This is a genomic window from Mucilaginibacter sp., from assembly GCF_028288225.1.
Taxonomy (GTDB): Bacteria; Bacteroidota; Bacteroidia; order Sphingobacteriales; family Sphingobacteriaceae; genus Mucilaginibacter.
The window spans coordinates 41,033-65,877 of the sequence record NZ_JAQBOC010000080.1 but is presented as its reverse complement, the minus strand read 5'-3'; the positions used below and the strand labels follow the sequence as shown (position 1 = coordinate 65,877).

The window sequence follows — 24,845 nt, the reverse complement described above, 5'->3', positions numbered from 1 at the left end:
GACAATAATCGAGCTGAATTAAACAAAATCAAAACAATTATAAAGCTGAGGCGTCATTATTATATATCAATTAGTAAACCAATGGAATTTGATAAAAACAAGCATTTGGATGATTGGGATGATCATCCAAACCTGACAGCTGTCAAACCAAACGCATGGCGTGTTGAGGATGACAAAAACCTAAAGGAAAAGAACCTGGAAAGAAACTTATACGGCAAAAGTGAAAATAACATGAAGCCTGTAATGGAAGGCCGGGCAATGGGTGGACATAGTTTTGGCAAAAACAGCAACACACCGGCTGGCGACGATAAAAATAATCCATCACAAAATGCAGGATATTCCAATGCTTATTTTGCCCGTACCGAACCATTGGAAGAACATCCGGAAGACAGTAATTTTAAAGCCAAAAACCAGGATGGTGAACCTGACTATGCTAAGGCACAACCATACGCAAACTGGAATAACGAATTGCCAAAACCCGGTAAACCAGAAGAGCGGGGTGATGGAGAAAATGACCGCCCGCATGAAGAAAGCACCTACCAGGAAGGCACTGCAGATAATGAAAACGAACCTAACATCCCAGGCCCAAATGAATTACCTGATCAGCAAAAAGTAGGGGAAGATGCAGATGATGATATTGAGCATATAGAAACTTAGTTAGTGATTAGAGGTTGGAGTTTAGAGATTAGGAAAACAACAAGCTGCCATGCCGAATAAAATCTAATATGAAATAGTCAAAACTTAATCTGACAGTTACGAAAAATTAAAACACGTAACTATCAGATTAAGTTTTGACTATTTTATTTCAAATATACATAAGTGATCCCATCGCCGCCCCTGTCGGCATGCTCATCTTCCATCCTGTCAACCTGGTCATATTTCTTCAAATATTGCCTTATCATTTTACGGAGAATGCCATCGCCTTTGCCATGTATGATCTTTAAGTTGCCGAAACCCATCATTATTGCCCGGTCGAAAAGTCTTTCTATATTGCTCAGCGCATCTTCCGTACGCATTCCCCTCACATCAATCTCCGGGCTAAAGCTGGCCATATCATTGGTTTGGCTATAGCTTTTCCTGATCTCTTTCGGTACAGAAGATTTAGAGACCTTTATCACCCGTTTCCTCTTAGCCACAGTACGCAGATCACCAATGGCAATAACTACGTTATCTTTTATCAGTTCAATAACCTGGCCCGTTGTTTCGCTGTCTGTAAGTTTTACCCAATCTCCGGGTTTCAGCTCTTCATCAGCAGGTAAAGATTTTACCACTGCAGGTTTAACCGTGTTTTTTTGCAGCTCGATGTTTAAGTTTTCCCGGAGCGTACGTGTAGTTTCCTTATCGGCGTTGCTGCTTTTTATTTCAGATATGGTATTTTCAACAAGCTTATTGGCATTTAAAATTATATTTTTTGCCTGTTCTTTGGCATCCTTTATCAGTGCCTTTTTATTTTCTTCAAGGTAGCTTTTTAGCTTTTCATTTTCTGCAAGCAGGGTGTTTACCTGTCGCTGTTGCTTATCGAGCTTTTGTTTGGTGTCAAAAATTTCTTTTTTCTCGCGTTCCAGGTCAACCAATAAAGTATCAACCTTTTTTTGACCGGCGCTTACTTTATTTTTTGCAAGGTTAAGCACATTTTGCGGCAACCCGATCTTTTGTGCTATCTCAAAAGCGTACGAGCTTCCAGGTTTGCCTACTTCAAGCATATAAAGCGGCTTCATTTCCACGTTATTGAAAAGCATTGATGCATTCTCGATCCCTTCGGTATGACTGGCAAAAATTTTCAGGTTTGAATAGTGCGTGGTTACCATTCCCTTAACCTTTTTATGATTTAACGATTCCAGTACCGCTTCGGCAATCGGGCCGCCAAATTGTGGGTCAGTACCGGTACCAAACTCATCTATCAGGATCAGTGTTTTCCCATTGGCCTGCTCTACAAAATTCTTCATTTTTGACAGATGGGCACTGTAGGTACTCAAATCACTTTCAATAGACTGATCATCGCCAATATCAACAAACAGCTGTTTAAAAACGCCTGCAACACTCCCCTCCGCGGCCGAGATGAGTAATCCTGCCTGCACCATCATTTGCAGCAGTCCAACCGTTTTCATACAAACTGATTTACCACCGGCATTAGGGCCTGATACAACTATTATACGTGTACCTTCATCAATCTGAACGTTTAGGGGGACAACTATTTTCCCTTCTTTTTTAAAGTTCAGCAGCAAAAGCGGGTGCCGGGCATTGGTTAATTTAAGCCGTGCATCGTTCACTACTTCGGGCATATTGCCTTCAATATCTATCGCAAAAAGCGCTTTGGCCCTTACAAAATCAAGCTTGGTTAACAGGCTATGGTATGACAGTAAAAGCGGAACATATGGCCTTAACTCATCAGTTAATGCCATTAATATTTTTACGATCTCGCGCCTTCGCTCAAATTCAAGATCCCGGATCTTGTTATTTAAGGTAAAAACTTCTTCAGGCTCCATATAAACCGTTTGCCCGGAGGCAGATTCATCATGGATAAAGCCTTTTAACTTACGTTTATTTTCGGCTAACAGCGGGATGCATAAGCGCCCGTCACGAACAGTTAATGAACCATCGGCAGTCCAGCCATTGCCGGTTGCGCTTTTAAATATTACGTCAATCTTTTTGCGGGCCTCCTGTTCGGCTTTTGCAATTCCCGACGTTATTTCTTGTAAGTCCCTGGAGGCATTAGGTCTTATCTTTCCTTTTTGATCAATAACAAGATCGATTTTTTTAAGGATAGCTTTTTCAATCGGCAGATGCTCAAATAAAGCTTCCAGGTTGGGGTATTGGCCTTCGCGTTCATTAAAATAACCAATTACAGCAAATACAGTTGTAAGTGACGCCTGCACCTGGTAAAATTCTTCCTCGCTTAAAAAAGTGCCTTCAATCTTAGCCTTATTGGCAAGAGATTTTATATCAAAAAAGTGATGGATGGGCAAAGGAGCATCATTCTCCAGTATATTTTTAAACTCATGGGCCTGGTAAAGAAACTTACGGATCTGGTCGTAATTATTCATCACCTGGATCTTATCAACCATTTGTCTGCCCATTTCACTCAGGCAATGTGCTTTTATCAGTTCTTTTACCTCGGTAAAACCCAGTTTATCAGTACTATTACTCGGGTAAAGCATTATTATATTTTCGATTTATTTAGTTCTCGTTGTTTTATCCTGTTCAATGAATCAGTTTTACGCTGTACTTTATTCAATGAGTCTGTTTTTTGTTTCAGGTTTGCTAAGATCTGCTCATACATTTTCTGCAGTTCGGCTGGCTTGGTAGCATAATATTTAAAGCTCTTTTTAAATTGAGCCGAATCTGTATGATACCTTTTAAACAGGGCATCGTACCTGCTGGTTCCGTATTTATTTAAACTATCCTGCGATTGAAAGATACCGTACATCCGCCCATCAACCAGGTGTACTTCGGTTAACAGGCTTGTCATCTGGTTGCGTTTTATAATTCCGTCGGGGGTTTTATCACCTTTACATGAAAATAAAAAAAGCGATACTGAAAAAAACAAGGTGATATATTTATGCATTCTGTAATTTAGCGGCGTATTAATTAAGCAAATTTACGGATAAATGAGCATAGCAGAGAACATCAAAAGCTTAAAAAAAGAAACTGAACTTATAAATGTAACCTTAATAGCGGTATCAAAAACCAAACCTGTTGAAGAAGTGCTTGAAGCTTACAATACAGGACAACGCTTATTTGGTGAAAATATGGTGCAGGAGCTGGTAGAAAAGTACGAACAATTACCAAAAGATATTCAATGGCACCTTATAGGTCACCTGCAAAGCAATAAGGTTAAATATATTGCTCCGTTTATCAGCATGATAGAGTCTGTTGATAGCCTTAAACTTTTGCAGGAAATAAACAAACACGCAGAGAAAAACAAACGCGTTATTGACTGCCTGCTGCAGGTTTATATTGCCGATGAGGATACGAAATTTGGACTAGGCTTTGACGAAGTAATTGAACTGTTACGGTCAGAAGAGTTTGCTGCTTTAAAACACATAAAGATCCGCGGTCTTATGGGCATAGCAACCAATACCGATGTTGAAAAACAGATAAAAGATGAGTATTACGAGCTAAAAACCTTTTTTGATGGCATAAAGCAAAGTTTTTTCAGGAAGGATGATGCATTTGATACCCTGTCAATGGGCATGTCGGCCGATTATAAAATAGCTATTGAACAAGGCAGCAATATGGTACGTTTGGGCAGTACGATATTTGGAAAAAGAGTAATAAAGCACTGGAAAAATAATTAGGATTTCGGAAGTCGGATTTTCGATTTCGGAATTTTAAATAATAACTTGCCTGGTTGAAACGACAGGATCATGATAATCCTTAAATCCTATTAATCATGGTTCAAAAAAATAACAAATGAACATACGAATAGCAAAAAAAGAAGATTGCCCGCGTTTAATGGAACTGGTAAATGAGCTGGCGGTGTACGAAAAGGCGCCTGAAGAGGTTACCGTTACCTTACAGGAGTTTGAAGATGCCGGTTTTGGCGATAAACCTGTTTGGAAAGCATTTGTTGCAGAAATAGATGGATTGATAGTTGGCTTTGCCGTCTACTACATCCGCTATTCAACCTGGAAAGGCAACAGGATGTATCTTGAAGACCTGATAGTAACTGAAAGCATGCGCGGAAAAAAGGTAGGGAAATTATTGTTTGACCGTCTTATTGCAGAAGCCAAGGAATTAGGTTTTAACGGGATGACATGGCAGGTGCTGGACTGGAACGAACCTGCTATCAATTTCTATAATAAATATGACGCTAGTATTGAAGCCGGATGGCTCAATGCATCCCTGTCAAAAGAACAGCTTTTAAAATTTTAAAATATGCGATCAGGTTATTTAGTTGTTTATTTATTTGCTATCACGATCAGCTCGTGCATGTGGGGTAAACCTGATAAAAAAAATCCTGATATTGTTAAAGACACGCTAACTTATAAGTACACGGTATTTAAAGAGCGTGCAGCTGATTGTGGCAATAAGGCAGATAGCGATTGTACCCTGGTAAAATTCAAATATCCTGACTTTAAAGGCCAAAAAAAATTGAACGATACTATAGCGCATAAACTTGTTACATTGTTTCAATTAAGTGAAAAGCCTGATACCAGTTTGACAGAGCTATCAAAAAAATTCATGACTGATTATTTAAGCTCTAAGCAGGATGGCAGATCAGATCTGTTTTATTCGCTTGATTGTTACGCCAAAGTATTAAGACAGGACTCCAGTCTTACAACGCTTGAAACAGGGGGATATGTTTTTACAGGCGGCGCACATCCGTCATCATTCACCGGCTTTATAAACTGGAATACGAAAGCAAATAAAAGTATAACCCTTACAGATCTGATCAAACCCAATAATTTGGAAAAACTTAATGGTATTGCTGAAGGTATTTTTCGTAAAAATGAAAAGCTAAGCGATACAGCCTCACTGGCAACCAATTACTTTTTTAAAGATAATAAATTTGCACTGAATGATAATTTCTCAATAACGCCAACAGGTTTAAAGTTTTTTTATAACCAGTACGAAATAAAACCATACGCTGCCGGTACCACAGAGCTTATTATCCCCTACTCAAAAATTAAATTACTACTGCGGCCCAATACGGTCATAACCCAATATATTAAATAATGCTTGTTTTTAAATTCGGAGGAGCGTCAGTAAAAGATGCCGGTGGCATAGTTAACCTGGCTAACGTGGTTAAAAAATACGACGGTAACCAATTGTTAATAGTGGTTTCTGCAATGGGCAAAACTACCAATGCGCTCGAAAAGCTCACAAAGGCTTATGTTGGCCAGGATGATGAGGTTCATGCTATTTTTGATGAGATAAAAAAATATCATTACGATATCATCGAGCAGCTATTTGAACCTTCTGATGCCATATTTAATGATGTTGCCAATACGTTTGTGGAGATTGACTGGGTAATTGAAGAGGAGCCGCATGATGATTATGATTTTATTTATGATCAGATTGTATCCATAGGTGAGCTGGTATCCACCCGGATTGTTGGCGCTTATTTAAATAAAGCAGGTATAAAAAGCCAATGGCTTGATGTGCGCGGATATATCCATACGGATAACACGTATCGTGAAGGTATAGTGCAGTGGGATAAAACTAAGGCAAGCATCAGCGCAGAAATTCCGGCGCTATTGCAAAAAGGTATTGTAGTTACGCAAGGCTTTTTAGGAGGAACATCTGAAAATTTCACCACCACTTTAGGTCGCGAAGGTTCTGATTATACAGCATCAATATTTGCATCATGCCTGGGCGCAGAATCAGTAACAACCTGGAAGGACGTTCCCGGGGTATTAAATGCCGATCCAAAGTTTTTTAAGGACACCATTAAATTTGATGAGCTTTCCTATTCAGAAGCTATAGAGATGACCTATTATGGCGCTACAGTAATCCATCCAAAAACAATAAAACCGCTCCAAAACGCTAAAATACCATTATTGGTAAAACCCTTTACTGCTCCCGATGAACCCGGTACGGTAATAAAGGAAAATGGACAGAATATATTTTTAAAGCCGGTTATTATCCTTAAACAAAACCAGGTTTTGCTCTCCCTTTCGGCTAAAGATTATTCCTTTATTTCTGAAAACCATTTAAGCGATATTTTCGGCATGTTTGCCACCAGCCAGGCAAAAGTAAATATGATGCAAACATCAGCGCTTAGCTTTACTGTTTGTATTGATTTTTATGAAGACCGCTTTAAAAAGCTTTTGAAAAGCTTGGGCCAGGACTTCAGCGTAAAGTATAATGAAGGTTTATCATTAATTACCGTAAGGCATTACTCGGCCGAATCGTTAAATGAGCTGAAAGTAAATAAAACCATATTGATGGAACAGCTTAGCCGCAATACCATACAAATGGTGGTTAAGTAACATTCCTGTTTAAAATTGTAAAAATATGTTAAACCCAGCGGTATATTATCAATTTTAAATACCAATGGGCTATATTTAGCCCTTGCATCAGGCTTAATCTAAATTCATGAGATTTATAAAGACCATTTCTGTACTATCGTTATTTTTAGTTTTCTTTTATTTAACCGCAGCTGCACAGGATGTGCCTGTTTTAAATAAAATAATGACTAAAACAGCTAAGCTCTACAATGATATGCCCATTGAAAGAGTTTATCTTCATTTTGATAAGCCCTACTATGCTTTAGGCGATACCATATGGTTTAAGGCATATCTCACAATGGATGAGCATCAGCCATCACCTATAAGTAAAATAATATACATTGATGTATTAACAGCAAAAGATTCACTGGTACAATCATTAAAGATTCCGGTAAAAAACAGTGTTTCATGGGCTGATATTGCGCTTTCACAATTCACGTTTAAAAAAGGAAATTACAGAGTAGTTGCCTACACAAACTGGATGAATAATTTCGGATCTGAATACTTTTTTAATAAAAGCATTACCATTGGCGACGCTATAAATAACAACCTTTCAACCCAGATCTCATTAAAAAGATCTGTTGCAAATAAGTTTTCAAAAATAACTGCAGGTATTTACTACAAAGATGATGAGGGCAAACCTTACAGCGATAAAAGAGTAAGCTGGACGGTTGAAAAAGATTACGATGAGATAATAAAGGGTAAAGGAGTAACTGATAAAAACGGTTTTATCGACATCAGCTTTACCAATACAAAAAATATTGGATTAGATTCTGCAGCCTTAATTACCGTTATTGACAGGGGCGAAAGAAAACAGGGTACCAGTAAATTCTCCTTAAAATCTGTGGCCCAACCAAACGACCTGCAGTTTTTTCCGGAAGGCGGGCAACTGATAAGCGGTATTCCTTCAAAAATAGCGTTTAAAGCTTTGAAACCCGATGGACTTGGCATTGATGTAAAAGGTACCGTTACAGATAATACCAATAAAGTAGTAGCTGAATTTACCTCCTCGCACTTGGGGATGGGCTTTTTTCAGCTAACTCCTGAGGAAGGCAGAACTTATACTGCTAAGGTAAGTTTTGCAGACGGAACGACGGCAACCCCAGACATGCCAAAGGTATTGGCAGATGCAACAACTGTAAATATTGATAATACCAACCCGGATACATTAAAAATAAAATTATTGTCAGATCCTGCATTTGTAAAAGAAAACGAGGGTAAAACATTTTTTATCCTGGCAAAATCAAGTGGGGCAATTGCTTTTGCTGCACAAACTAAATTACAAAACCAGGTTTATACCGCCTCGGTGCCAAAAAGTAAATTCCCTACGGGCATTGTACAGGTAACACTTTTTTCGGACGACGGAGAACCATTGAGCGAACGGATTGCTTATGTAATGCACAGCGACCAGTTAAATCTTTCAATCGCCAGTGATCACCCATCTTACACAACCAGGCAAAAAGTTAAGCTAAACATCACCGCTAAAAATAGTGACAAACCGGTTGAAGGAAATTTTTCTGTAACTGTTATTGATGATGCTAAAGTGCCGTTTGATGAAAATTCCGAAACTACCATTTTAAGCTACCTGCTTTTAACTGCCGATATCAGCGGGTATATTGAAAAACCAAATTATTACTTTAATCATCCTGATGCCAAGAAACTGGCCGACCTTGATATTTTATTGCAGACGCAAGGTTATCGCCGCTTTTCGTATGATGGTATAATGAATGATAAATATCCCCCGATAAGCTTTCTGCCCGAACAGGGTATTACACTTACCGGAACGCTGCGTGCCTCAAATGGAATGGCTATCGGCAATGGTAATGTTAGCTTAAAAATTAAAGATAAAAACTTATCTGCAAACGCAGTTACTGATGCTGACGGACATTTCAGGTTCCCTAATCTTGTATTTTCAGACTCGACACAGGTATTTTTAAGTGCGCGCAACAATCCTAGGGCAAGTGATCTGGTATTAAATGTTGATGGTGACCCCTATCAAAAAATTGCACTAAATCCTGCCGCTCCAGACGAAATAATGAATATTGACAGTACACTTAGCCCTTATTTAAAAAACAGCAAAGTACAGGCAAATAATTCACATGTTTTAAAAGAGGTTGTTATTAAGGATACACGAATTAAAAAATTGGTTAATCATAAAGATTACAGTAACCTATCCAGCCTAAGCAGTGAGCCAGACCACCTGGTTACTCCAAATATGCTGCAGGGCTGCAGTAACCTTTTAGATTGTTTAAAGGTATTTGCCACCGGCATGATCTATGAAAATGATAACTTTTACGTTATGCGTGACTACAACGCCGGGAAAAGGGTTCCGGCCCAGGTTTTTGTGAAGGGGATGCCGGTAGATGTAAATTACTTATCAAATATGACAGCTGATGGAATTGAATCTGTTGAGGTATTTTTAAAGGATGAGTTGGGATTGGTAAACAGCGCATATAGCACTAACGGAGCAATAGTTGTTAATATGAAAAAAGCACCGGAAGGCCAAAAAATCACCTTAGCACAGCTTAGAGACCTGATACCTCCCAAAAATGAACTGACCATTACTCCAAAGGGATATGTTATAAAAAGATCATTTTACCTGCCCAGGTACAGCGGGCCAAGAGAACTACAGCCAAACCAAACAGATACCCGGACCACTATTTACTGGAACCCTAATATTATAACTGATCCAACCGGTGCAGCTTCATTTGAATTTTTTAATGCTGACGGAAAAGGAACATACCGTGCTATAATTGAAGGTATGGATAAAGATGGTAATATAGGCAGACAATTGTTCAGGTATACTGTGAAGTAAAGTTGATTGAGTTAGATTAGGTTGATTGAGTGAGTAGTTAAAAACTTGCCATCCCATCAGCAATTACAACTTAATCAACTCAGTCAACCTAATCTAACTTAATCAACCAAAAATGAGCAAACTAACCCCATTCCATGTAGCGGTGCCTGTTTATGATCTTGAAGAATCAAGAAATTTTTATCGCGAGGTTTTAGGCTGTAGCGAAGGCCGCAGCTCAGATCACTGGACCGACTTTAACCTGTACGGGCACCAATTTGTTATTCATTTAAAACCCAGGCCTGCCGAAAAGGCTGAACATCATTTTAACCCGGTTGACGGGCACGATGTTCCTGTACCACATTACGGTGTTGTTTTGGAGTGGGATGAATGGCATAAGCTGGAAGAAAGGCTAAGAAGCCACAACATAAAATTTGTTATAGAACCTTACATTCGTTTTAAAGGTTTACCCGGCGAGCAGGCAACCCTCTTTTTTTTAGATCCATCGGGCAATGCGCTTGAATTTAAATCGTTTAAAGATTTTGGTCAGCTATTTGCTGTATAGGCAACCAGTTACTGTTATTTAGGGTATACTTGAGTAGAGAGATACAAGATTCAAGAAGTCAAGAATCAAGAGGAAAAGAGTAATGAATGATTTTTTGTAAGAATTTAATCGTTGCTTTTTTCTTGACTCTTGATTCCTGACCTCTTGATTCTATTCTCACATTACTATTTAATTATGGATGTACAAGAAGTTGAGCGCCTGATAAAGATCAGTAAGGAACATCCCTTAATGCCGGAAACCTATATCCCCTGGCAATTGGAGCCCGCAGCTGATGATATCTTTTTGCCCGAAATGCTGACTTCTTTACAGGGCCTTGAAATATATGACACCCTTACCCCTGCCCAAAAATTAGATCTCGGCAGACACGAATTAGTACAGGTTATTGCCTCTTATGCCTGGGGCGAATGCCTGTTTTGTTTGTTTATGACCAGGCACATCCTTACCCTGCCTTTAGATAATATTGAACACCGTTTTTTGCTGCGTGAGCTGATTGAAGAATTCAGACACCAGGAAATGTTTGGGCAGGCTATTGCTAAAATAGGGGGCAGCCCAATCCGGCAATCCGGGATGCATAAATTTTTTGGCGAGTTCAGCAATAAATATTTGCCCGCCGATTATTTATTTATGGGCAGTGTATCAGTTGAGCTGGTTACAGATGTGTATGGAAATCATGCACGCCGGGCACCCAATATTTATCCCGTATTAAAAAAAATGTTTGATTTGCATAACATTGAGGAGGGGCGGCATATCCTTTTTACCAAAAGCCTTTTAAAAGAGTATGCTGCAAATGCCGGTTACATAAAGCGAAGCCTATACAGCTTTGTGATTTTGTTTAATATCCTGTTTGTGCGTACCATGTATGTGAAAAAAGAGATCTATGAACGTATAGGCCTTCAAAACCCCGATCAGGCGTACAAACTGGCGTTAGCAAATTTCAAAAAGAAATTCAGCGAAACCTGCCTCAGGGATATTATAAACTTTGTTGACAGCTGGAAAGGCTTTAACAATGCAACCCGCTGGGCATGGCGGTGGATTTTAGGTGCTAAAGTGTAGGAAAAAAGAGTCAGGAGTCGAGAATCAAGAAACAATACAAAAGGTATATCGTTAAACCCTTGAATGTTTGATATATAAAATTTCAGTCCACTCAATCTTTTATCTTGACTCTTGACTTCCTGATTCTTGACTCTTGCTGCTTGACTTCCTGAATCTGGCTAGCCCAACAGCCCGGCATTATCCTTCAATGCAACTCCGGATAGTTTTCTTTTAAAGGACTCATTAATTAAATAAAAGATCTTTTCTGCAGCCTGTTTATACTTCAGTCCCTCTTTCCTAATGTTTGAGACACAGTTCCGCGATTCATCGGTCAATCCCGGTTGTGGATTATAGGTAAGATAAGCGCCCATGCTATCTGCCGAGCTTAGTCCGGGTCTTTCTCCTATCAGCAATACAGATAATTTTGCGTTTAAGCCGGATGCAATATCATCGCCTATGGCAACCCTGCCCTGCTCAACAAGGCAAAGCGGGGCTATGCTCATTTTTGCGGCAGTGAGCAGCGGGATCAGTATTTTTAATAAGCCAGGCGCATTTTCATTAACAGCAGTGGCCGAAAGCCCGTCAACTATTATTATTGCCACATCAAGGCTTGTTGTAAAACCCGTTAGCAGTTCTTTTGATTCATCACTTAACAATCTGCCTAAGTCCGGACGCTTTAAATATTTTTGCCGGTTTACGGCTTGGCTATATACTTGAAATACCGGCAATTCAAATACTTTAAACTTACTGATCAATCCGTCAACGTCCAATGTGGAATATACCGCATCCCTGGCATGGGCATGAGCCAGTTTAAATTCCATCGACTGTTTTAAAGGAATACTGTTTCCCACCCTGCCGATGGCTATCCTTGCGGCAGTAAATTCGCGCAGGAATGCTAATGGGTGATTTGTGGATACTTTATCAGTCATATCAATCCTGATAGTAGTTTATGAGATGGATTAACCGGTAAAAGGCTGCCATCATAATCTGTAATACCTTGTTTTATTAGCCATTGCTCAAATTCGGGGGCAGGCTTAAGACCTAAAGTTTTTCGTAAATATAAGGCATCATGAAATGAGGTGGATTGATAGTTGAGCATAATATCATCTGACCCCGGGATCCCCATTATAAAATTGCATCCGGCTACGCCTAATAGGGTAAGCAGGTTATCCATATCGTCCTGGTCGGCTTCGGCATGATTGGTATAGCAAACATCAACTCCCATGGGTAATCCAAGCAGCTTGCCGCAAAAGTGATCCTCTAACGCTGCCCTTATAATTTGCTTGCCATCATATAAATATTCAGGTCCGATAAAGCCAACTACTGTATTGACTAACAACGGTTTATATTTTCGTGCAATTGCGTAAGCACGGGCTTCGCAGGTTTGCTGATCAACTCCGTGATGTCCATTTGCAGAAAGCTCGCTCCCTTGCCCGGTTTCAAAATACATTACATTTTGCCCTACAGTTCCGCGGTTAAGTGAAAGCGTTGCCTGGTAAGCTTCATCAATTAAAGCCAGGTTGATCCCAAAACTGGCGTTGGTTTTTTCTGTACCACCAATAGATTGAAAACAAAGGTCAACCGGTGCACCTTTATTCACCAGGTCTAACGTAGTTGTTATATGGCTTAAAATGCAGGATTGTGTGGGAATCTCAAACTGGTCACGTAAAGTATCGATCAAATTCAGCAGGTTTAAAACTGCGGCAGGGCTATCTGTAGCAGGGTTAATTCCAATACACGCATCGCCACTGCCATATAGTAAACCATCAATAATGCTGGCTGCAATACCTTTTGGATCGTCTGTTGGATGATTGGGTTGCAGCCGTGTTGAAAAATGACCTTTTAAGCCTATGGTATTACGAAACGCAGTAATTACCTCACATTTTTTTGCTACCGCGATAAGGTCCTGGTTGCGCATTAGTTTTGACACTGCAGCAGCCATTTCAGGAGTTATACCAGCTTCAACAGATCTTAAAACTTCCGTACCTGTTTCGTTGCTTAATAACCAATCCCTAAATTCACCAACAGTAAAATGACTTATTAAGCTAAACGCTGTAACATCGTGATCATCAATTATTAATCTGGTTATTTCATCCTGCTCATAAGGAATAATTGCCTCGTTTAAAAACGTTTTTAAAGGCACATCAGCAAGGGCTATCTGGGCAGCCACACGTTCTTCATAACTTTCGGCACATACACCAGCCAGCACATCGCCTGTGCGGTATGGCGAAGCTTTAGCCAGTAATGTTTTCAGATCGTTAAACCTGTAAGCTTTATTCCGTATGGTGAAGTGGTAAGACACAATTAAACACGATTTAAGGATTTGATTTATTTACAGGATTGCAGCTGGTTTATTATTTAACAGCTGGTTTATTATTTATTAGTGTAATCGTTTATTATCACAGGTGAAATCATAAATTCTTCCACAAGCTTTAGCTTATGTTTTCCCATCAGTATAAATAATGCTATAGCCATTGCCAGCCCGGCAAAAAACATTAGGCTCAGCATAAAATTAAAATAGATCATAGTTATAAGAGTTACAGCCGATATTAATAATGCTGTTGCTGGAAATAAAGGATAAAATGGTGCAGTAAATGGGCGCTCTAAACCAGGCTCTTTCTTGCGAAGGATGAAAAGACTTATCATGCTCATCATATACATACATATAGCTCCCATAACTGACATTATTACTATTTTATCTGTAGTACCTGTGTAAAGTGCAATAAAACTGATAAATCCTCCTGCTATAATTGCCCAATGAGGTGTTTTAAATTTATGATTGACCTTTGATAATACACTGGGTAAATAACCGCTGCGGGCCATGGCAAATACCTGCCTTGATGATGCCAGTATAGTTCCGTGAAACGACGCTATCAGCCCAAACAAACCTATGCTTGCAAATATTTTTGTAAAACTGCTGGCTTTACCCAATACAATGCTGATTGCTTCGGGTAAAGGATAATCAAGATTACTTAGTTTGCGCCAGTCGGTAATGCCACCTGTAAATATCATAACGCCGAAAGCCAAAAATATCAGTGTAGCTAAACCCGAAATATATCCTTTTGGAATATTCCGTTTGGGGTCTTTAACTTCTTCTGCAACCATGGCAACTCCTTCGATGGCCAGGTAAAACCATACAGCATAAGGCAGGGCTGCAAAAATACCTGCATAACCGAAGGGCATTGGGTTACTTAAAAAATTATCTGCTTTAAAATGTGGGGAAACTATCCCCAAAAAGAGTAATAATTCGGCTACTGCCAGTATGGTAATTATCAAAGAAAATGTTGCAGATTCTTTTACGCCTAAAATATTTATAACGATAAAAACAACGTTAAAAAACAATGCAGAGTACAACACAGGGATGTCAGGATCTAAAAAGTGAAGGTATGCTCCCAAGGCAAAAGCGATGGCCGGTGTGGCAAAAAGAAAATCTATAAGTGTGGCATATCCTGCAAGCAATCCGCCAAATGGCCCTAACGCTCTATAAGCATAAGCAAACGCTCCCCCAGCATGCGGAATAGAAGTTGTCAACTCAGTATAGCTAAATATAAAAGTGATGTACATAACAGTGATGATCACTGTGGCTAACAGGAATCCAACAGTGCCCGAAACTCCCCAGCCCAGGTTCCATCCAAAATACTCACCGGATATAACTAAACTTACAGCAATTGCCCAAAGGTGAATGGGTTTAAGTACTCGTTTTAACTGCTCTGTTTTGATAGTGGCCATTGTGGATAATTTGCTAACTTTATTTACCGGTTTAAAGTACTTAAAGACAACGTTATTTCAAAATGGCACGTATTATGTAATTGTAAGGGGATTGTGAAGAAAAATATAATAAACTTAACAATAATTAAATGTAAAATTGTTAAAACAGCTTTACCTTTACTGTGTTGAACAATTACCGGACGATTAGTAATTTGACAATAAGATTATGTTGTATATCAATGTTTCGTCAAACAGTAATTCAAATCTTAATTTCTCAACTTTTGAGGAATATGAATTGCCTGCGCCGCCTAATGGAGCTGACGCCGAGATAAATAATGACATAGTATTAAAGTTTGATGATGAAGAGGAGGCGATTATTTATGCGGAACAACTGGAGAATTTGTCAAACGGGTTAAATGATAAGCAATCCCCGCAATATATTGCTATAAGCGATATTATTATGGCAATTCGCAATGATGAATTTGTACAGAGTTATACACGATAGAATTGAGCACTAAAAAATAAAATCTATGTTACGTATTAAGTTTTCAACCGGCCCAACCAAATTAACTTCTGCTGATTTTAAGACCTATCATTTACCAATTCCATCAAAAGGAATAAAGGAAAAAAGGAACAGCGAGACTGAGCTCCTATTTGATAATGAATATGAAGCTGTAGTTTATGCAGATCAGATTGAAGAGATTGTTACTACGGTAAGCAAAACCTCTCCGTTAAAAAACATATTGAGAGATTTAGCAACTACCATTCGTAACGATGACACGATACGTAATTACCTGGAGTATTCAACAATTTATCAATGGTTAAAAAATTGGGTTAAAACCATTAGGTCGGCAATAAAACCATCTCCTATCTCATAAAAAAATACCGTACAAATAATTTAATTGTGGCTAACATAAAAGTAAAGCCGCCAGGTATTGCCTGGCGGCTTTACTTTTATAATAACTAGCGTCGTGTCATCATGAATTGACGCTTAGTCTGGAGTCGAAAGTCTTGAGTTCTAAGTCAGAAAAGACAAAATTTGACTTAAGACTGGCTACTTAAGACTGTTGACTTAACACTAGGCTTTAAGGGTATTTGCTATATATTCGTAACTGCTTTTAATACTTGCAAAAGCGTCCTTCGGGTTATCGTGTTCTACAAAAAAGTGCTGCATTCCGGCTGATGTACTATTTGCGAAGATCCTTTTAAAGTCGATTGTGCCGTTGCCTACAGGCAATATGTTAGTATGAGAGGCATCCAGGTCTTTTACATGCCACAATGGAAATCTGCCCGGATGATCTTTAAACAACTGTACCGGATCCTGCCCGCCTTTTATTGCCCAGGCCAGGTCGAGTTCCATTTTTACATTTTGGGCGTCGGTTTCTGTTAACAGCAAATGATAAGGAACCTTGCCATCAATTGCCTTAAACTCCATATCGTGGTTATGGTAAGCAAACTGCAGACCCGCTTTTTTTGCAGCTTCGCCAGTTTTATTCAATATAACAATTGACGATTTTATTTCTTCAAGCGTACCTGTAGGGGCATTGGCACATACCAGGTATTGTATTCCTCCTTCTGCAGCTTCATCAACCAACTGCTGCATATTGTCGCGCAGGTTCATCATTGGCGGTATTACCATAGGTTTTCCATCGGCACCCAGGGGCATTTTATATCCCTTCGGTAATTTAAATGGCGCCCCCAGTACATGGTGTGATTTCCACGACATGCCCAGGTCATTCACCATAGCTTTAAATCCTTTGGGCTTCATGCCGTAATAGCCGCCCTTTTTACTGAAAGCAGATTCCATTTCCTTATACCCTACTGCGGCTATTTTGGTTAATGTTCCTTTTACATCCTCATCAATTACACCAAAGAAAGTAAAAAGCTGTAAACCCACCGGATGGGGGGCCATATTTGATAAAAAAGAGCTGGCTTTGCCTGATAATGCCATGCCGCCAAGTACCAGTACACCTGTACTTTGCAAAAACTTACGTCTGTTGTAATTCATGTTAAATTGGTAATTTAGTTTATGTGGTTTAGTAAAACTAAAAAATTATTGTGTCATTTTTACACATTAAGAATAATATTTTTTTCAACTGTTAATCAACTCCTTAAATAATCCACATAATGTTTTAACCAAACTAAATATTCCTATATTTCGACCTAAGTATTTAAGCTTTCACAATTTATATAAATGCGTTATAATAGACTATTAATAAACCTGTTAGGCTTTGTTTTATTAACAGCAATTGGCTGTAAACAACACGTTCCACAAGTAACAGATAATAACAATCTGGCTTTAGGTAACCCAAGCAATGCAAGTAAGAGTCTTTTAAATGCTGATAATTATCTAATTGATCATAAATATTATATTGAAAGTTATAATAGGAATAAAGCTGAACCGAATTCGGTAAGCTGGCATTTGTGCAGCAAAGATGTAGGGACAACTGACAGATTAAACAACTTCAGGCCTGATGAAACATTGCCGGATGGCTGGTATGAGGTTGACAATACCAGTTATAAAAGATCGGGATTTGATAAAGGGCATAATTGCCCCAGCGGAGACCGTACAAGCACAACCGATGCAAATTCTGCTACGTTTTTAATGGATAACATAATTCCGCAGGCACCAAACAATAACCAGCATACATGGGAGCACCTGGAAAACTATTGCAGGAATAAAGTAAAAAGAGGAAACGAGGTTTACATAATAATGGGTGTTTATGGAAGTGGCGGAACCGGGCGAAATGGTTTTGCTACTTCTATTGATAAAGGACGCGTTAATGTACCCGCGCACATATGGAAAGTTGTTGTAGTTATACCTGAGGGCGACGATGATTTAAACCGAATTGATGAAAACACCCTGGTTATTGCCATTGATACACCAAATGATAACAGCATCTCCAAAAACTGGATGAATTATGCCTGCACCGTAAAAAATATTGAAGACTCAACCGGTTATAATTTGCTATCCGCTTTGCCCCAGCCTATCCAGGAAGTATTAGAAAATAAAAAGTTTACCGGGAGCAATTAGCAAGAAAGCAAAGCCTTGTGTAACTACTGGTACAAACAAACAGCTATCAACCCTGTCCAGCCGGTTTGATGTGATGCGCCAATACCGCGACCTGTATCGCCATCAAAATATTCGTGAAATAATATATAATCCTTAAAATCAGGATCGGTTTGCATTTTGTTGTAATTGCCAAAAACAGCCCTTTTACCCTCCTCATCCCTCAAAAACAGGTTTGAGATCCTGCTGTACAGCTCATTTGCCACCTGCTGCAGGTTCATAAAGTTACCGGAACCAGTTGGGCACTCAATCTTAAAATCATCGCCATAATAAAGGTGAAATTTATGCAGACTCTCTATCAGCAAATAATTTATGGGAAGCCATATTGGGCCGCGCCAGTTGCTATTGCCTCCAAACAAGCCGCTGTCACTCTCAGCAGGCGTATATTTTATACTGAACTCCACCCCATCAACCGATACATGATACGGATTATCCAAATGATACTTAGAAACTGAACGAATGCCATATTTACTCAAAAACTCATTTTCATCCAGCATATATTTAAGTAATGATTTCATGCGGTAACCACGCAGCAGGCTTACCAGGTGCTTACCAGGCGTTTTAGTTTCTGCCCAGCGCGATACCAATGAAGCAAGGTCAGGGCGGTTCTCTGAAAACCATTTCATCCTGTCGCTAAATATGGGATTATTCAAAATGTCGTTTTCATCAAGCACTTCGGCAGCTATTAATGGGATCAGCCCTACTATGCTTCGTACCCGCATTTTCTGGGTGCTGTTATCAGGCAATCGCAACTGGTCATAAAAAAAGCCATCTGCATCATCCCAAAGTCCTTCATTATCCTGCCCTAAACTTGAGATGGCTCCGGCAATGTAAATAAAGTGTTCAAAAAACTTGCTGGCTATGTCATTGTAAGCTTTATTACTTTCAGCAAGCTCAGCTGCAATACGTAACAAATTTAACGAATATATGGCCATCCAGCTGGTACCATCGGCTTGTTCAAGATGTTCACCCATGGGCAGGTGCGTATTTCTGTCGAACACGCCAATATTATCAAGCCCTAAAAATCCACCTTCAAAAATATTATTGCCTGATGCATCTTTACGGTTTACCCACCAGGTAAAGTTCAGCATTAACTTATGGAAGATCCGTTCTAAAAAGTAAGTGTCACCTTTCCCATTGTTTGCTGCTTTATCTTGCTGATATATCTTCCAGGTTACCATAGCATGCACCGGCGGATTGGCATCGTTAAAATCCCATTCGTAAGCTGGTAATTGGCCATTGGGGTGCATGTACCAGTCTTTTACAAGCAGGCTAAGCTGATTTTTTGCAAAAACCATATCAATTTTTGCAAGTGGGATACAATGGAAAGCAAGGTCCCAGGCGGCAAACCACGGGTACTCCCATTTATCAGGCATTGATATGATGTCCCTTGTATTAAAATGGGTCCACTTACTGTTGCGGGCGTTTAATCTTTGTTGAGATGGTTTGGGTTCTGCGGGGTCGCCATTTAACCAGTGATTAATATCATAATAATAAAATTGCTTGCTCCATAACATCCCTGCTAAGGCCTGGCGCTGAATTAAAATTTTATCAATATTACTGGCTCCACTATTTATTTCCGAATAAAACTGATCCGCCTCCTCTTTTCTTGCATCAAATAACTTGTCGAAATCTTCAAACCCGTTACTTGCATTTTTCGACAATCTTAATCGTAATGTAATACTTTGTTTGGCAGGTACATTTATATCGAAATTTACCGCAGCTTTTGTACCTGTTTTTTTGGGGTTGATTGTATCGGCCCCGTGCACAACATGATCATTTATACCATCTTTGTAAAACTGCTTACCGTCATTGGTATTATACAAACGCTGAGTATTAGTTTCATTATCACAAAACATTAACTCTGGTGATCCTTCGGCATTTAACCACATCTGGCCGAAATTTCTATGACATACCTCTATAACGCCATGTGAATCAGCTGTTAACTCAGGCTGATAATTGTCATATCCCCAAGCCCATGTATTACGAAACCATATGGTTGGCAGCACATTTAAAGCAGCATCAAGGCTCCCCCTGTTATTAATAGTTATTTTAATTAGTATATCAAGCTGTGTGTTTTTAGCATATTCAATAAATACATCAAAATATGCATCCTGGTCGAATATGCCGGTATCAATCAGTTCAAATTCAGGATTGTTACGGCTTCGCCGCTTATTTTCATCTACAAGCCAGGCATAAGGATACTCCTGTTGCGGATATTTATAAAGCATTTTCTGGTAGGAATGCGTAGGCGTGTTATCCAGGTAATAGTATAGCTCCTTTACATCCTCGCCATGATTTCCTTCGGGATTGCTGAGACCGAAATAACGTTCTTTAATAATAGGATCTTTTTTGTTCCATAATGCAACAGCAAAGCAGAGTAATTGCTCATTATCACAAATTCCTCCAATTCCCTCCTCACCCCAGCGGTAAGCTTTGCTCCGGGCCATATCATGCGTAATATAGTTCCAGGCGTCGCCGTTTTCGCTGTAGTCCTCCCGCACGGTTCCCCACTGACGATCGCTTACATACGGCCCCCACTTTTTCCATGATGAATCTTTTAATCTTGTTTGTTCTGCATTCATATTGTTGGGGATGATCATTTAGGATAATTACACTGATTTTTTGAAATGATTTCACCGATTACCGTGGGTGATTTCTTCTATCATTGGCGTAATCTAAACATAATAATACAGTCTGAATGTTATAAGCACAGACACCTTTATATTATTGCAATCATATTAAAAAAAACCTATACCCAGGCATTCCTCAAAAACCTCAGCCAGTTGCCATGCATCATGTTCTCCATATCGGTTTCGCTATAGCCACGTTTTTTTAACAGGGTTGGTATTTTTTGAAGGTCAGCAATGGTTTCCAGATCATAAGGGCATTGCTCCCGGCCAAACGCCCCGTCAAGATCAGAGCCTATACCAACATGCATTGAGTTGCCGGCAAGCTGGCAGATGTGGTCCACATGATCTATCATCACTTCCAAACTGCAATTCATTTCTTTAGGATCTGATTGCCCCCTCACCCAACCCGGTACCATCATCCAGGCATCTAATGCGGCCCCGATTACAGCCCCACGCTTTACCAGTTCTTTTATTTGTTCATCACTATATTGGCGATTATGATTTACCAAAGCCCGGCAGTTATTATGGCTTGCCCAAACGTGTCCGTTAAAATGATCAAGTGCTTCCCAAAAGCTATCGTCACATAAATGGGTAGCATCTAAAATAATATTAAGCCGCTCCATCTCTTTCAACAGCTCGTGCCCTACCTGCCCCATAAAACCAATGGCATCAGTACCCTGAGCGTAACGACCTGGGCCATAGTGTGCCGGGCCTACAGCCCTTAGCCCATAGTTATATGCCCTTTCCAGGTGTTTTATTGTTACTATTGAATCAGCACCTTCTAAACTTAAAATGTACCCTACTGGTTTAGCATCATTTGGTTGCCCGTTAAACCAAAGGCTGATGTGTTTATCAAGGCTTTCAAAATTATTTATCTGCACCATTTCACCGGCATCTTCCATTGCTTTATACCAGGCTGCCTGGCCCTGTGTTTGCGCCCATGCCTGCTCGGGCGAATGCCATCCGGGTAAAGGGTTGCCAGGTGCAACATAACGCGCAATTTGGGTACCCACAACCAGCCCAATATTTCCTTTCCGCAATTCGGGTAATGAAACTACACCCTTTGCACGATCGGGTTTGTCTGTCATGCCTTCTTCGCGTTCATTTATTTCTGCAACTGGTTTCTGCAAGTCGCGATTCCACTCCAGCGCGTTCATGCTTAAGTCTAAATGGGCATCAATGATGAACATAAATGTAAGTTGATTGGGTTAGATTGGGTTGATTAAGTGAATGGTTGTTTATATCGTTATTTTTCTGTCGCGGGCAATGTTTTTCCATTCTCCGCTTGTCTGGTTATTTTCAATGGTAATTGCTCTTTCATATAAAGCTACAGTAGGACAAATATGATAAGGCATTCCATAGATCACGTCGCCCGGTTTATATTTATGGCCTTTGTCTGCCTCCACAACCAAATGTTCTTCACTTTGGCTAACAACTTCCAGTCCGGTGGTATTCATTAAATACACCCTGCTTTTTAGCTCTCTTTCAGCCGCTATTGATTTATGGCCCAGATCCAAACATAACTTAGTTTCATCAGGCAGGGATATAATTCTTGTTACAACCAATGCAGCAGGTAAAAACTGCTGTTCCGTAAAGCTTGTTTCATATCCCTTGTCCCAATAAACAAATGTGCCAGGACTACATTCTACATCTGACCGTTTAGCATGGACAGGAAAAGTTGGCGATCCCCCTGCCACAATTACCGGCTTAGCATATCCTTTTTCTACCAAATCAGCTTGCAGTTTAATTACCGGTTCAAAGCATTCATTACAGATTTTAGTCCTGATATTAAGGTCAGCCTCATGGATATGACCATCATAAGCATGCAAGCCTATTACATCTATCCCGCTTAAAATATCACAATCAATATAAAGCTGCAGTGCGCCGTTACCTGGTTTTATGCCTGTACGGTTTTGCCCTACGTTCAAATCAATATAAACCGAAATCTTTACTTTATTTTTTATTGCCACATCGGATATTTCGGCGGCAGCTTTTATATTATCAACAAGGCAGGAGAATTTGATATGGGGGTAAGAAATTATAAGCTCAACAAACCGTTCTAATTTAGGCCCAATGGGCTGATAAGCCAGTAAAATATCCGGAGCATTACACATAGCCAGCATTTCGGCCTCTGCAATAGTGGCGCATTTAAACTTAGTGATGCCTGCTTTAAGCATCAATAGCGTAACATCCTTGCTTTTATGAGTTTTAACATGCGGTCTTAATCGGTTAACATTATCTATCATACCGATAAGCAGGTCAATATTTTGTTTTACCCTGGCAGGATAAACAACCAAAGCAGGTGTATCTAATTTTTCAATATCATTTATAATGTACCAATCCATTTTTAAGTCAAAAGTCTTGAGTCCAGAGCATTAAGTCGATGTTATAATAATGAGTGCAGTCAAAAAAAATGACTCATGACTCAGAAAAGTTCAAATAAAGCTTCTATCTCCACCGGAATATTATCAGGTAATGATCCCATTCCAACAGCGCTGCGGACACCTATTCCGTTATCCTCACCCCAAATCTTAGCAAACAATTCACTGCAGCCGTTAATAATGAAAGGATGCTTTTCAAAATCGGGTTTACAATTAACCATGCCCAATACTTTTATAACTCTTTTCACTTTGTTTAGCGTGCCCAGGTTGGCTATTATAGTCGCCAGTATAGCCAAACCAACTTGTCTTGCTGCAAGTTTACCCTCATCTGGCGTTAGCGCCTCGCCTATTCGCCCAATGATCAGGCTCCCGTCATCCTGAACCGTGCCATGGCCCGATACATATAAATATTTCCCATCAATTAAACAGGGTTTATAAACCCCAAGCGGTTTTGGCGCCGGTGGCAGGTTAAGGCCCAGCGCAGCAAAGTTCTGATCAGCTGTATTCATTTTTAAAAGGTATAATTAAAAACAAACATAAAAAGAAAAAGCCGGGTATCTCACGCCCGGCTTTGATAAATCAAACAATCAACTACATTAAAACTTAACAGTTACGCCAATATTAACAACGTAATCAGCAAAAGCAGCATCACCCTGTTTATAAACACCTGTTGCTTCTGTTTGTCTTATATCAGCTACGCTTTGCGTACGATCGCGCATTAAAGCAACCGGTACAAATGCATAAATTGAAAACTTTTTAAGCCGGTAAGTTACACCCGGTTCGGCTGATAAAATGTAACCCGGCCGCCTGAAGCCATCACTTTTACCAATAACATCCCTAACGGGTAAACACTCATAACGTGCACCGGCAGAAAAATCAAAATTTTTGGTTCCTAAGCTAAAACCAATGCGTACAAGTTCCTGGTCGGGAACGCTCATAACATTAGTTGTATATGCTATTGCAGATGCACTTGCTGTGCCTCCCCTGGCTGTTGAAACACCATTTACATCGCGGGGATTGAATAAGTAAAAGAATGTGCCGTACATGCCAAAGCTATGTGTAAAATTATAATATGCATTTATCTCTGTGGTAACTCCCCAGCCGCCATCACCGGGTTGTATCGACTGATCAACCGGGCCACGGCGTGACGAACCATTAGGGCCTACATTATAAAAATCATCCTCATAATTATCTTTACCTGTTGGAAGTTTGATACCTAACCCTGCCTGAATATTACCTTTATGAGCTTTTTGAGGATTTAAAAGCCACGTATAACCTGTTAACCTGATATCACCCAGACCAGATGACTGAGTTGAACGACGTTGTGAACCGCCATGCTCATATAAAGAGGAACGATTATTTATAACTAAAGGAGCATCTAAAGCAAATGACCATCTATTATTAAAGTTCCGGGTGATGGTAAAGTCCTGCGTAAAGGCATGATTTATTACATTGGTGCCCATTTGGATTCGCTGTTTTTGCTCATCCTTTCCTACAAAATGCCGGAATGACCTGAAATACCGGCTGTTGGCATTAAAAAGCCAACCTCCCTGAGGTGAAAGGCTATCCGGGTGGTCACTCATTGTACAAAGTCCACCAGTGCTGCGAATGGCTACACAGCCCTGTGCAAAAGTATTCGAATGTTCAAATATTAAAAATAAGGATAATGCCAGAAATAATTTAAGTGTAAGTTTCATGATTTATAATATGCT

Annotated in this window: 22 protein-coding genes; 11 read left to right on the top strand and 11 right to left on the bottom strand. The window is 39.7% G+C overall.

Features of this window, described 5'->3' with window-relative positions; translation table 11 throughout:
* Positions 1-81: 81 nt before the first annotated feature.
* Positions 82-657 carry a hypothetical protein gene (locus tag JWQ54_RS23875; protein ID WP_299590116.1) on the top strand — a complete coding sequence of 192 codons (576 nt, stop codon included), beginning with the start codon at positions 82-84 and terminating at the stop codon, positions 655-657.
* Positions 658-800: 143 nt separating this feature from the next.
* On the opposite strand, the gene JWQ54_RS23870 is transcribed toward JWQ54_RS23875, so the two are convergent.
* On the bottom strand, positions 801-3,158 hold the full coding sequence (locus JWQ54_RS23870) for an endonuclease MutS2 (RefSeq protein ID WP_299590114.1): 2,358 nt from the start codon (positions 3,156-3,158) through the stop codon (positions 801-803).
* A 2-nt stretch (positions 3,159-3,160) separates the two neighbouring features.
* Complete coding sequence (locus tag JWQ54_RS23865; RefSeq protein ID WP_299590113.1) at positions 3,161-3,565, bottom strand: DUF4296 domain-containing protein; 405 nt, start codon at positions 3,563-3,565, stop codon at positions 3,161-3,163.
* A 43-nt stretch (positions 3,566-3,608) separates the two neighbouring features.
* Between JWQ54_RS23865 and JWQ54_RS23860 the strand changes: the two genes are divergently transcribed.
* From JWQ54_RS23860 to JWQ54_RS23830, 7 genes are all read left to right on the top strand, one after another.
* Positions 3,609-4,298 carry a YggS family pyridoxal phosphate-dependent enzyme gene (locus tag JWQ54_RS23860; RefSeq protein ID WP_299590110.1) on the top strand — a complete coding sequence of 230 codons (690 nt, stop codon included), beginning with the start codon at positions 3,609-3,611 and terminating at the stop codon, positions 4,296-4,298.
* A 115-nt stretch (positions 4,299-4,413) separates the two neighbouring features.
* Complete coding sequence (locus tag JWQ54_RS23855) at positions 4,414-4,875, top strand: GNAT family N-acetyltransferase (RefSeq protein WP_299590109.1); 462 nt, start codon at positions 4,414-4,416, stop codon at positions 4,873-4,875.
* A gap of 3 nt (positions 4,876-4,878) precedes the next feature.
* On the top strand, positions 4,879-5,679 hold the full coding sequence (locus tag JWQ54_RS23850; protein WP_299590108.1) for a DUF3298 and DUF4163 domain-containing protein: 801 nt from the start codon (positions 4,879-4,881) through the stop codon (positions 5,677-5,679).
* A complete protein-coding gene (locus JWQ54_RS23845; RefSeq protein WP_299590106.1) occupies positions 5,679-6,935 on the top strand; it encodes an aspartate kinase in 1,257 nt (418 codons plus the stop codon). The genes JWQ54_RS23850 and JWQ54_RS23845 overlap by 1 nt, the downstream gene beginning before the upstream one ends.
* A gap of 106 nt (positions 6,936-7,041) precedes the next feature.
* Positions 7,042-9,768 carry a carboxypeptidase-like regulatory domain-containing protein gene (locus tag JWQ54_RS23840; RefSeq protein ID WP_299590104.1) on the top strand — a complete coding sequence of 909 codons (2,727 nt, stop codon included), beginning with the start codon at positions 7,042-7,044 and terminating at the stop codon, positions 9,766-9,768.
* Positions 9,769-9,880: 112 nt separating this feature from the next.
* Entirely contained in the window at positions 9,881-10,309 is a 429-nt protein-coding gene (locus JWQ54_RS23835) for a VOC family protein (RefSeq protein WP_299590103.1), read from the top strand.
* Positions 10,310-10,483: 174 nt separating this feature from the next.
* A complete protein-coding gene (locus JWQ54_RS23830) occupies positions 10,484-11,362 on the top strand; it encodes a diiron oxygenase (RefSeq protein WP_299590102.1) in 879 nt (292 codons plus the stop codon).
* Positions 11,363-11,520: 158 nt separating this feature from the next.
* Here the strand turns inward: JWQ54_RS23830 and eutC are convergent, their stop codons facing one another.
* The 3 genes from eutC to eat all read right to left on the bottom strand — a co-directional run bounded on the left by eutC (position 11,521) and on the right by eat (position 15,070).
* On the bottom strand, positions 11,521-12,270 hold the full coding sequence (gene eutC, locus JWQ54_RS23825; RefSeq protein ID WP_299590101.1) for an ethanolamine ammonia-lyase subunit EutC: 750 nt from the start codon (positions 12,268-12,270) through the stop codon (positions 11,521-11,523).
* Positions 12,267-13,643 (bottom strand): ethanolamine ammonia-lyase subunit EutB, encoded by a 1,377-nt coding sequence (locus JWQ54_RS23820; RefSeq protein ID WP_299590100.1) that lies wholly within the window; start codon positions 13,641-13,643, stop codon positions 12,267-12,269. The genes eutC and JWQ54_RS23820 overlap by 4 nt, the downstream gene beginning before the upstream one ends.
* Positions 13,644-13,714: 71 nt before the next feature.
* Positions 13,715-15,070 carry an ethanolamine permease gene (eat, locus tag JWQ54_RS23815; protein ID WP_299590099.1) on the bottom strand — a complete coding sequence of 452 codons (1,356 nt, stop codon included), beginning with the start codon at positions 15,068-15,070 and terminating at the stop codon, positions 13,715-13,717.
* Between the two features lie 205 nt (positions 15,071-15,275).
* On the opposite strand from eat, the gene JWQ54_RS23810 reads away from it, so the two are divergent.
* Both JWQ54_RS23810 and JWQ54_RS23805 read left to right on the top strand, forming a co-directional pair.
* Complete coding sequence (locus tag JWQ54_RS23810; RefSeq protein WP_299590097.1) at positions 15,276-15,554, top strand: hypothetical protein; 279 nt, start codon at positions 15,276-15,278, stop codon at positions 15,552-15,554.
* A 25-nt stretch (positions 15,555-15,579) separates the two neighbouring features.
* Positions 15,580-15,927: a hypothetical protein gene (locus tag JWQ54_RS23805; RefSeq protein WP_299590095.1), complete on the top strand. Its 348-nt coding sequence runs from the start codon at positions 15,580-15,582 to the stop codon at positions 15,925-15,927.
* A 200-nt stretch (positions 15,928-16,127) separates the two neighbouring features.
* On the opposite strand, the gene JWQ54_RS23800 is transcribed toward JWQ54_RS23805, so the two are convergent.
* On the bottom strand, positions 16,128-17,057 hold the full coding sequence (locus JWQ54_RS23800) for a sugar phosphate isomerase/epimerase (RefSeq protein WP_299590093.1): 930 nt from the start codon (positions 17,055-17,057) through the stop codon (positions 16,128-16,130).
* A gap of 186 nt (positions 17,058-17,243) precedes the next feature.
* On the opposite strand from JWQ54_RS23800, the gene JWQ54_RS23795 reads away from it, so the two are divergent.
* On the top strand, positions 17,244-18,083 hold the full coding sequence (locus tag JWQ54_RS23795; protein ID WP_299590092.1) for a DNA/RNA non-specific endonuclease: 840 nt from the start codon (positions 17,244-17,246) through the stop codon (positions 18,081-18,083).
* 23 nt (positions 18,084-18,106) lie between these two features.
* On the opposite strand, the gene JWQ54_RS23790 is transcribed toward JWQ54_RS23795, so the two are convergent.
* From JWQ54_RS23790 to JWQ54_RS23770, 5 genes are all read right to left on the bottom strand, one after another.
* Complete coding sequence (locus JWQ54_RS23790) at positions 18,107-20,704, bottom strand: glucosidase (protein WP_299590090.1); 2,598 nt, start codon at positions 20,702-20,704, stop codon at positions 18,107-18,109.
* A 167-nt stretch (positions 20,705-20,871) separates the two neighbouring features.
* Positions 20,872-21,942 (bottom strand): membrane dipeptidase, encoded by a 1,071-nt coding sequence (locus JWQ54_RS23785; RefSeq protein WP_299590089.1) that lies wholly within the window; start codon positions 21,940-21,942, stop codon positions 20,872-20,874.
* 48 nt (positions 21,943-21,990) lie between these two features.
* Complete coding sequence (locus JWQ54_RS23780; RefSeq protein ID WP_299590088.1) at positions 21,991-23,097, bottom strand: D-TA family PLP-dependent enzyme; 1,107 nt, start codon at positions 23,095-23,097, stop codon at positions 21,991-21,993.
* 80 nt (positions 23,098-23,177) lie between these two features.
* The gene (locus tag JWQ54_RS23775) at positions 23,178-23,642 is read right to left on the bottom strand and encodes a RidA family protein (RefSeq protein ID WP_299590087.1); all 465 of its coding nucleotides are present in this window, start codon (positions 23,640-23,642) and stop codon (positions 23,178-23,180) included.
* 87 nt (positions 23,643-23,729) lie between these two features.
* Entirely contained in the window at positions 23,730-24,830 is a 1,101-nt protein-coding gene (locus JWQ54_RS23770; RefSeq protein ID WP_299590085.1) for a hypothetical protein, read from the bottom strand.
* Positions 24,831-24,845 lie beyond the last annotated feature (15 nt).

Excerpts from the sequence above, each read along its gene's own strand:
- JWQ54_RS23780 (WP_299590088.1), bottom strand. The coding sequence starts at position 23,097 with ATGGATTGGTACATTATAAATGATATTGAAAAATTAGATACACCTGCT.
- JWQ54_RS23830 (WP_299590102.1), top strand. The coding sequence starts at position 10,484 with ATGGATGTACAAGAAGTTGAGCGCCTGATAAAGATCAGTAAGGAACAT.
- JWQ54_RS23860 (WP_299590110.1), top strand. The coding sequence starts at position 3,609 with ATGAGCATAGCAGAGAACATCAAAAGCTTAAAAAAAGAAACTGAACTT.
- JWQ54_RS23805 (WP_299590095.1), top strand. The coding sequence starts at position 15,580 with ATGTTACGTATTAAGTTTTCAACCGGCCCAACCAAATTAACTTCTGCT.
- eutC (WP_299590101.1), bottom strand. The coding sequence starts at position 12,270 with ATGACTGATAAAGTATCCACAAATCACCCATTAGCATTCCTGCGCGAA.
- JWQ54_RS23835 (WP_299590103.1), top strand. The coding sequence starts at position 9,881 with ATGAGCAAACTAACCCCATTCCATGTAGCGGTGCCTGTTTATGATCTT.
- JWQ54_RS23845 (WP_299590106.1), top strand. The coding sequence starts at position 5,679 with ATGCTTGTTTTTAAATTCGGAGGAGCGTCAGTAAAAGATGCCGGTGGC.
- JWQ54_RS23795 (WP_299590092.1), top strand. The coding sequence starts at position 17,244 with ATGCGTTATAATAGACTATTAATAAACCTGTTAGGCTTTGTTTTATTA.
- JWQ54_RS23790 (WP_299590090.1), bottom strand. The coding sequence starts at position 20,704 with ATGAATGCAGAACAAACAAGATTAAAAGATTCATCATGGAAAAAGTGG.
- JWQ54_RS23840 (WP_299590104.1), top strand. The coding sequence starts at position 7,042 with ATGAGATTTATAAAGACCATTTCTGTACTATCGTTATTTTTAGTTTTC.
- JWQ54_RS23785 (WP_299590089.1), bottom strand. The coding sequence starts at position 21,942 with ATGTTCATCATTGATGCCCATTTAGACTTAAGCATGAACGCGCTGGAG.
- JWQ54_RS23865 (WP_299590113.1), bottom strand. The coding sequence starts at position 3,565 with ATGCATAAATATATCACCTTGTTTTTTTCAGTATCGCTTTTTTTATTT.
- JWQ54_RS23775 (WP_299590087.1), bottom strand. The coding sequence starts at position 23,642 with ATGAATACAGCTGATCAGAACTTTGCTGCGCTGGGCCTTAACCTGCCA.
- JWQ54_RS23770 (WP_299590085.1), bottom strand. The coding sequence starts at position 24,830 with ATGAAACTTACACTTAAATTATTTCTGGCATTATCCTTATTTTTAATA.
- JWQ54_RS23800 (WP_299590093.1), bottom strand. The coding sequence starts at position 17,057 with ATGAATTACAACAGACGTAAGTTTTTGCAAAGTACAGGTGTACTGGTA.
- JWQ54_RS23870 (WP_299590114.1), bottom strand. The coding sequence starts at position 3,158 with ATGCTTTACCCGAGTAATAGTACTGATAAACTGGGTTTTACCGAGGTA.
- eat (WP_299590099.1), bottom strand. The coding sequence starts at position 15,070 with ATGGCCACTATCAAAACAGAGCAGTTAAAACGAGTACTTAAACCCATT.
- JWQ54_RS23875 (WP_299590116.1), top strand. The coding sequence starts at position 82 with ATGGAATTTGATAAAAACAAGCATTTGGATGATTGGGATGATCATCCA.
- JWQ54_RS23810 (WP_299590097.1), top strand. The coding sequence starts at position 15,276 with ATGTTGTATATCAATGTTTCGTCAAACAGTAATTCAAATCTTAATTTC.
- JWQ54_RS23855 (WP_299590109.1), top strand. The coding sequence starts at position 4,414 with ATGAACATACGAATAGCAAAAAAAGAAGATTGCCCGCGTTTAATGGAA.
- JWQ54_RS23850 (WP_299590108.1), top strand. The coding sequence starts at position 4,879 with ATGCGATCAGGTTATTTAGTTGTTTATTTATTTGCTATCACGATCAGC.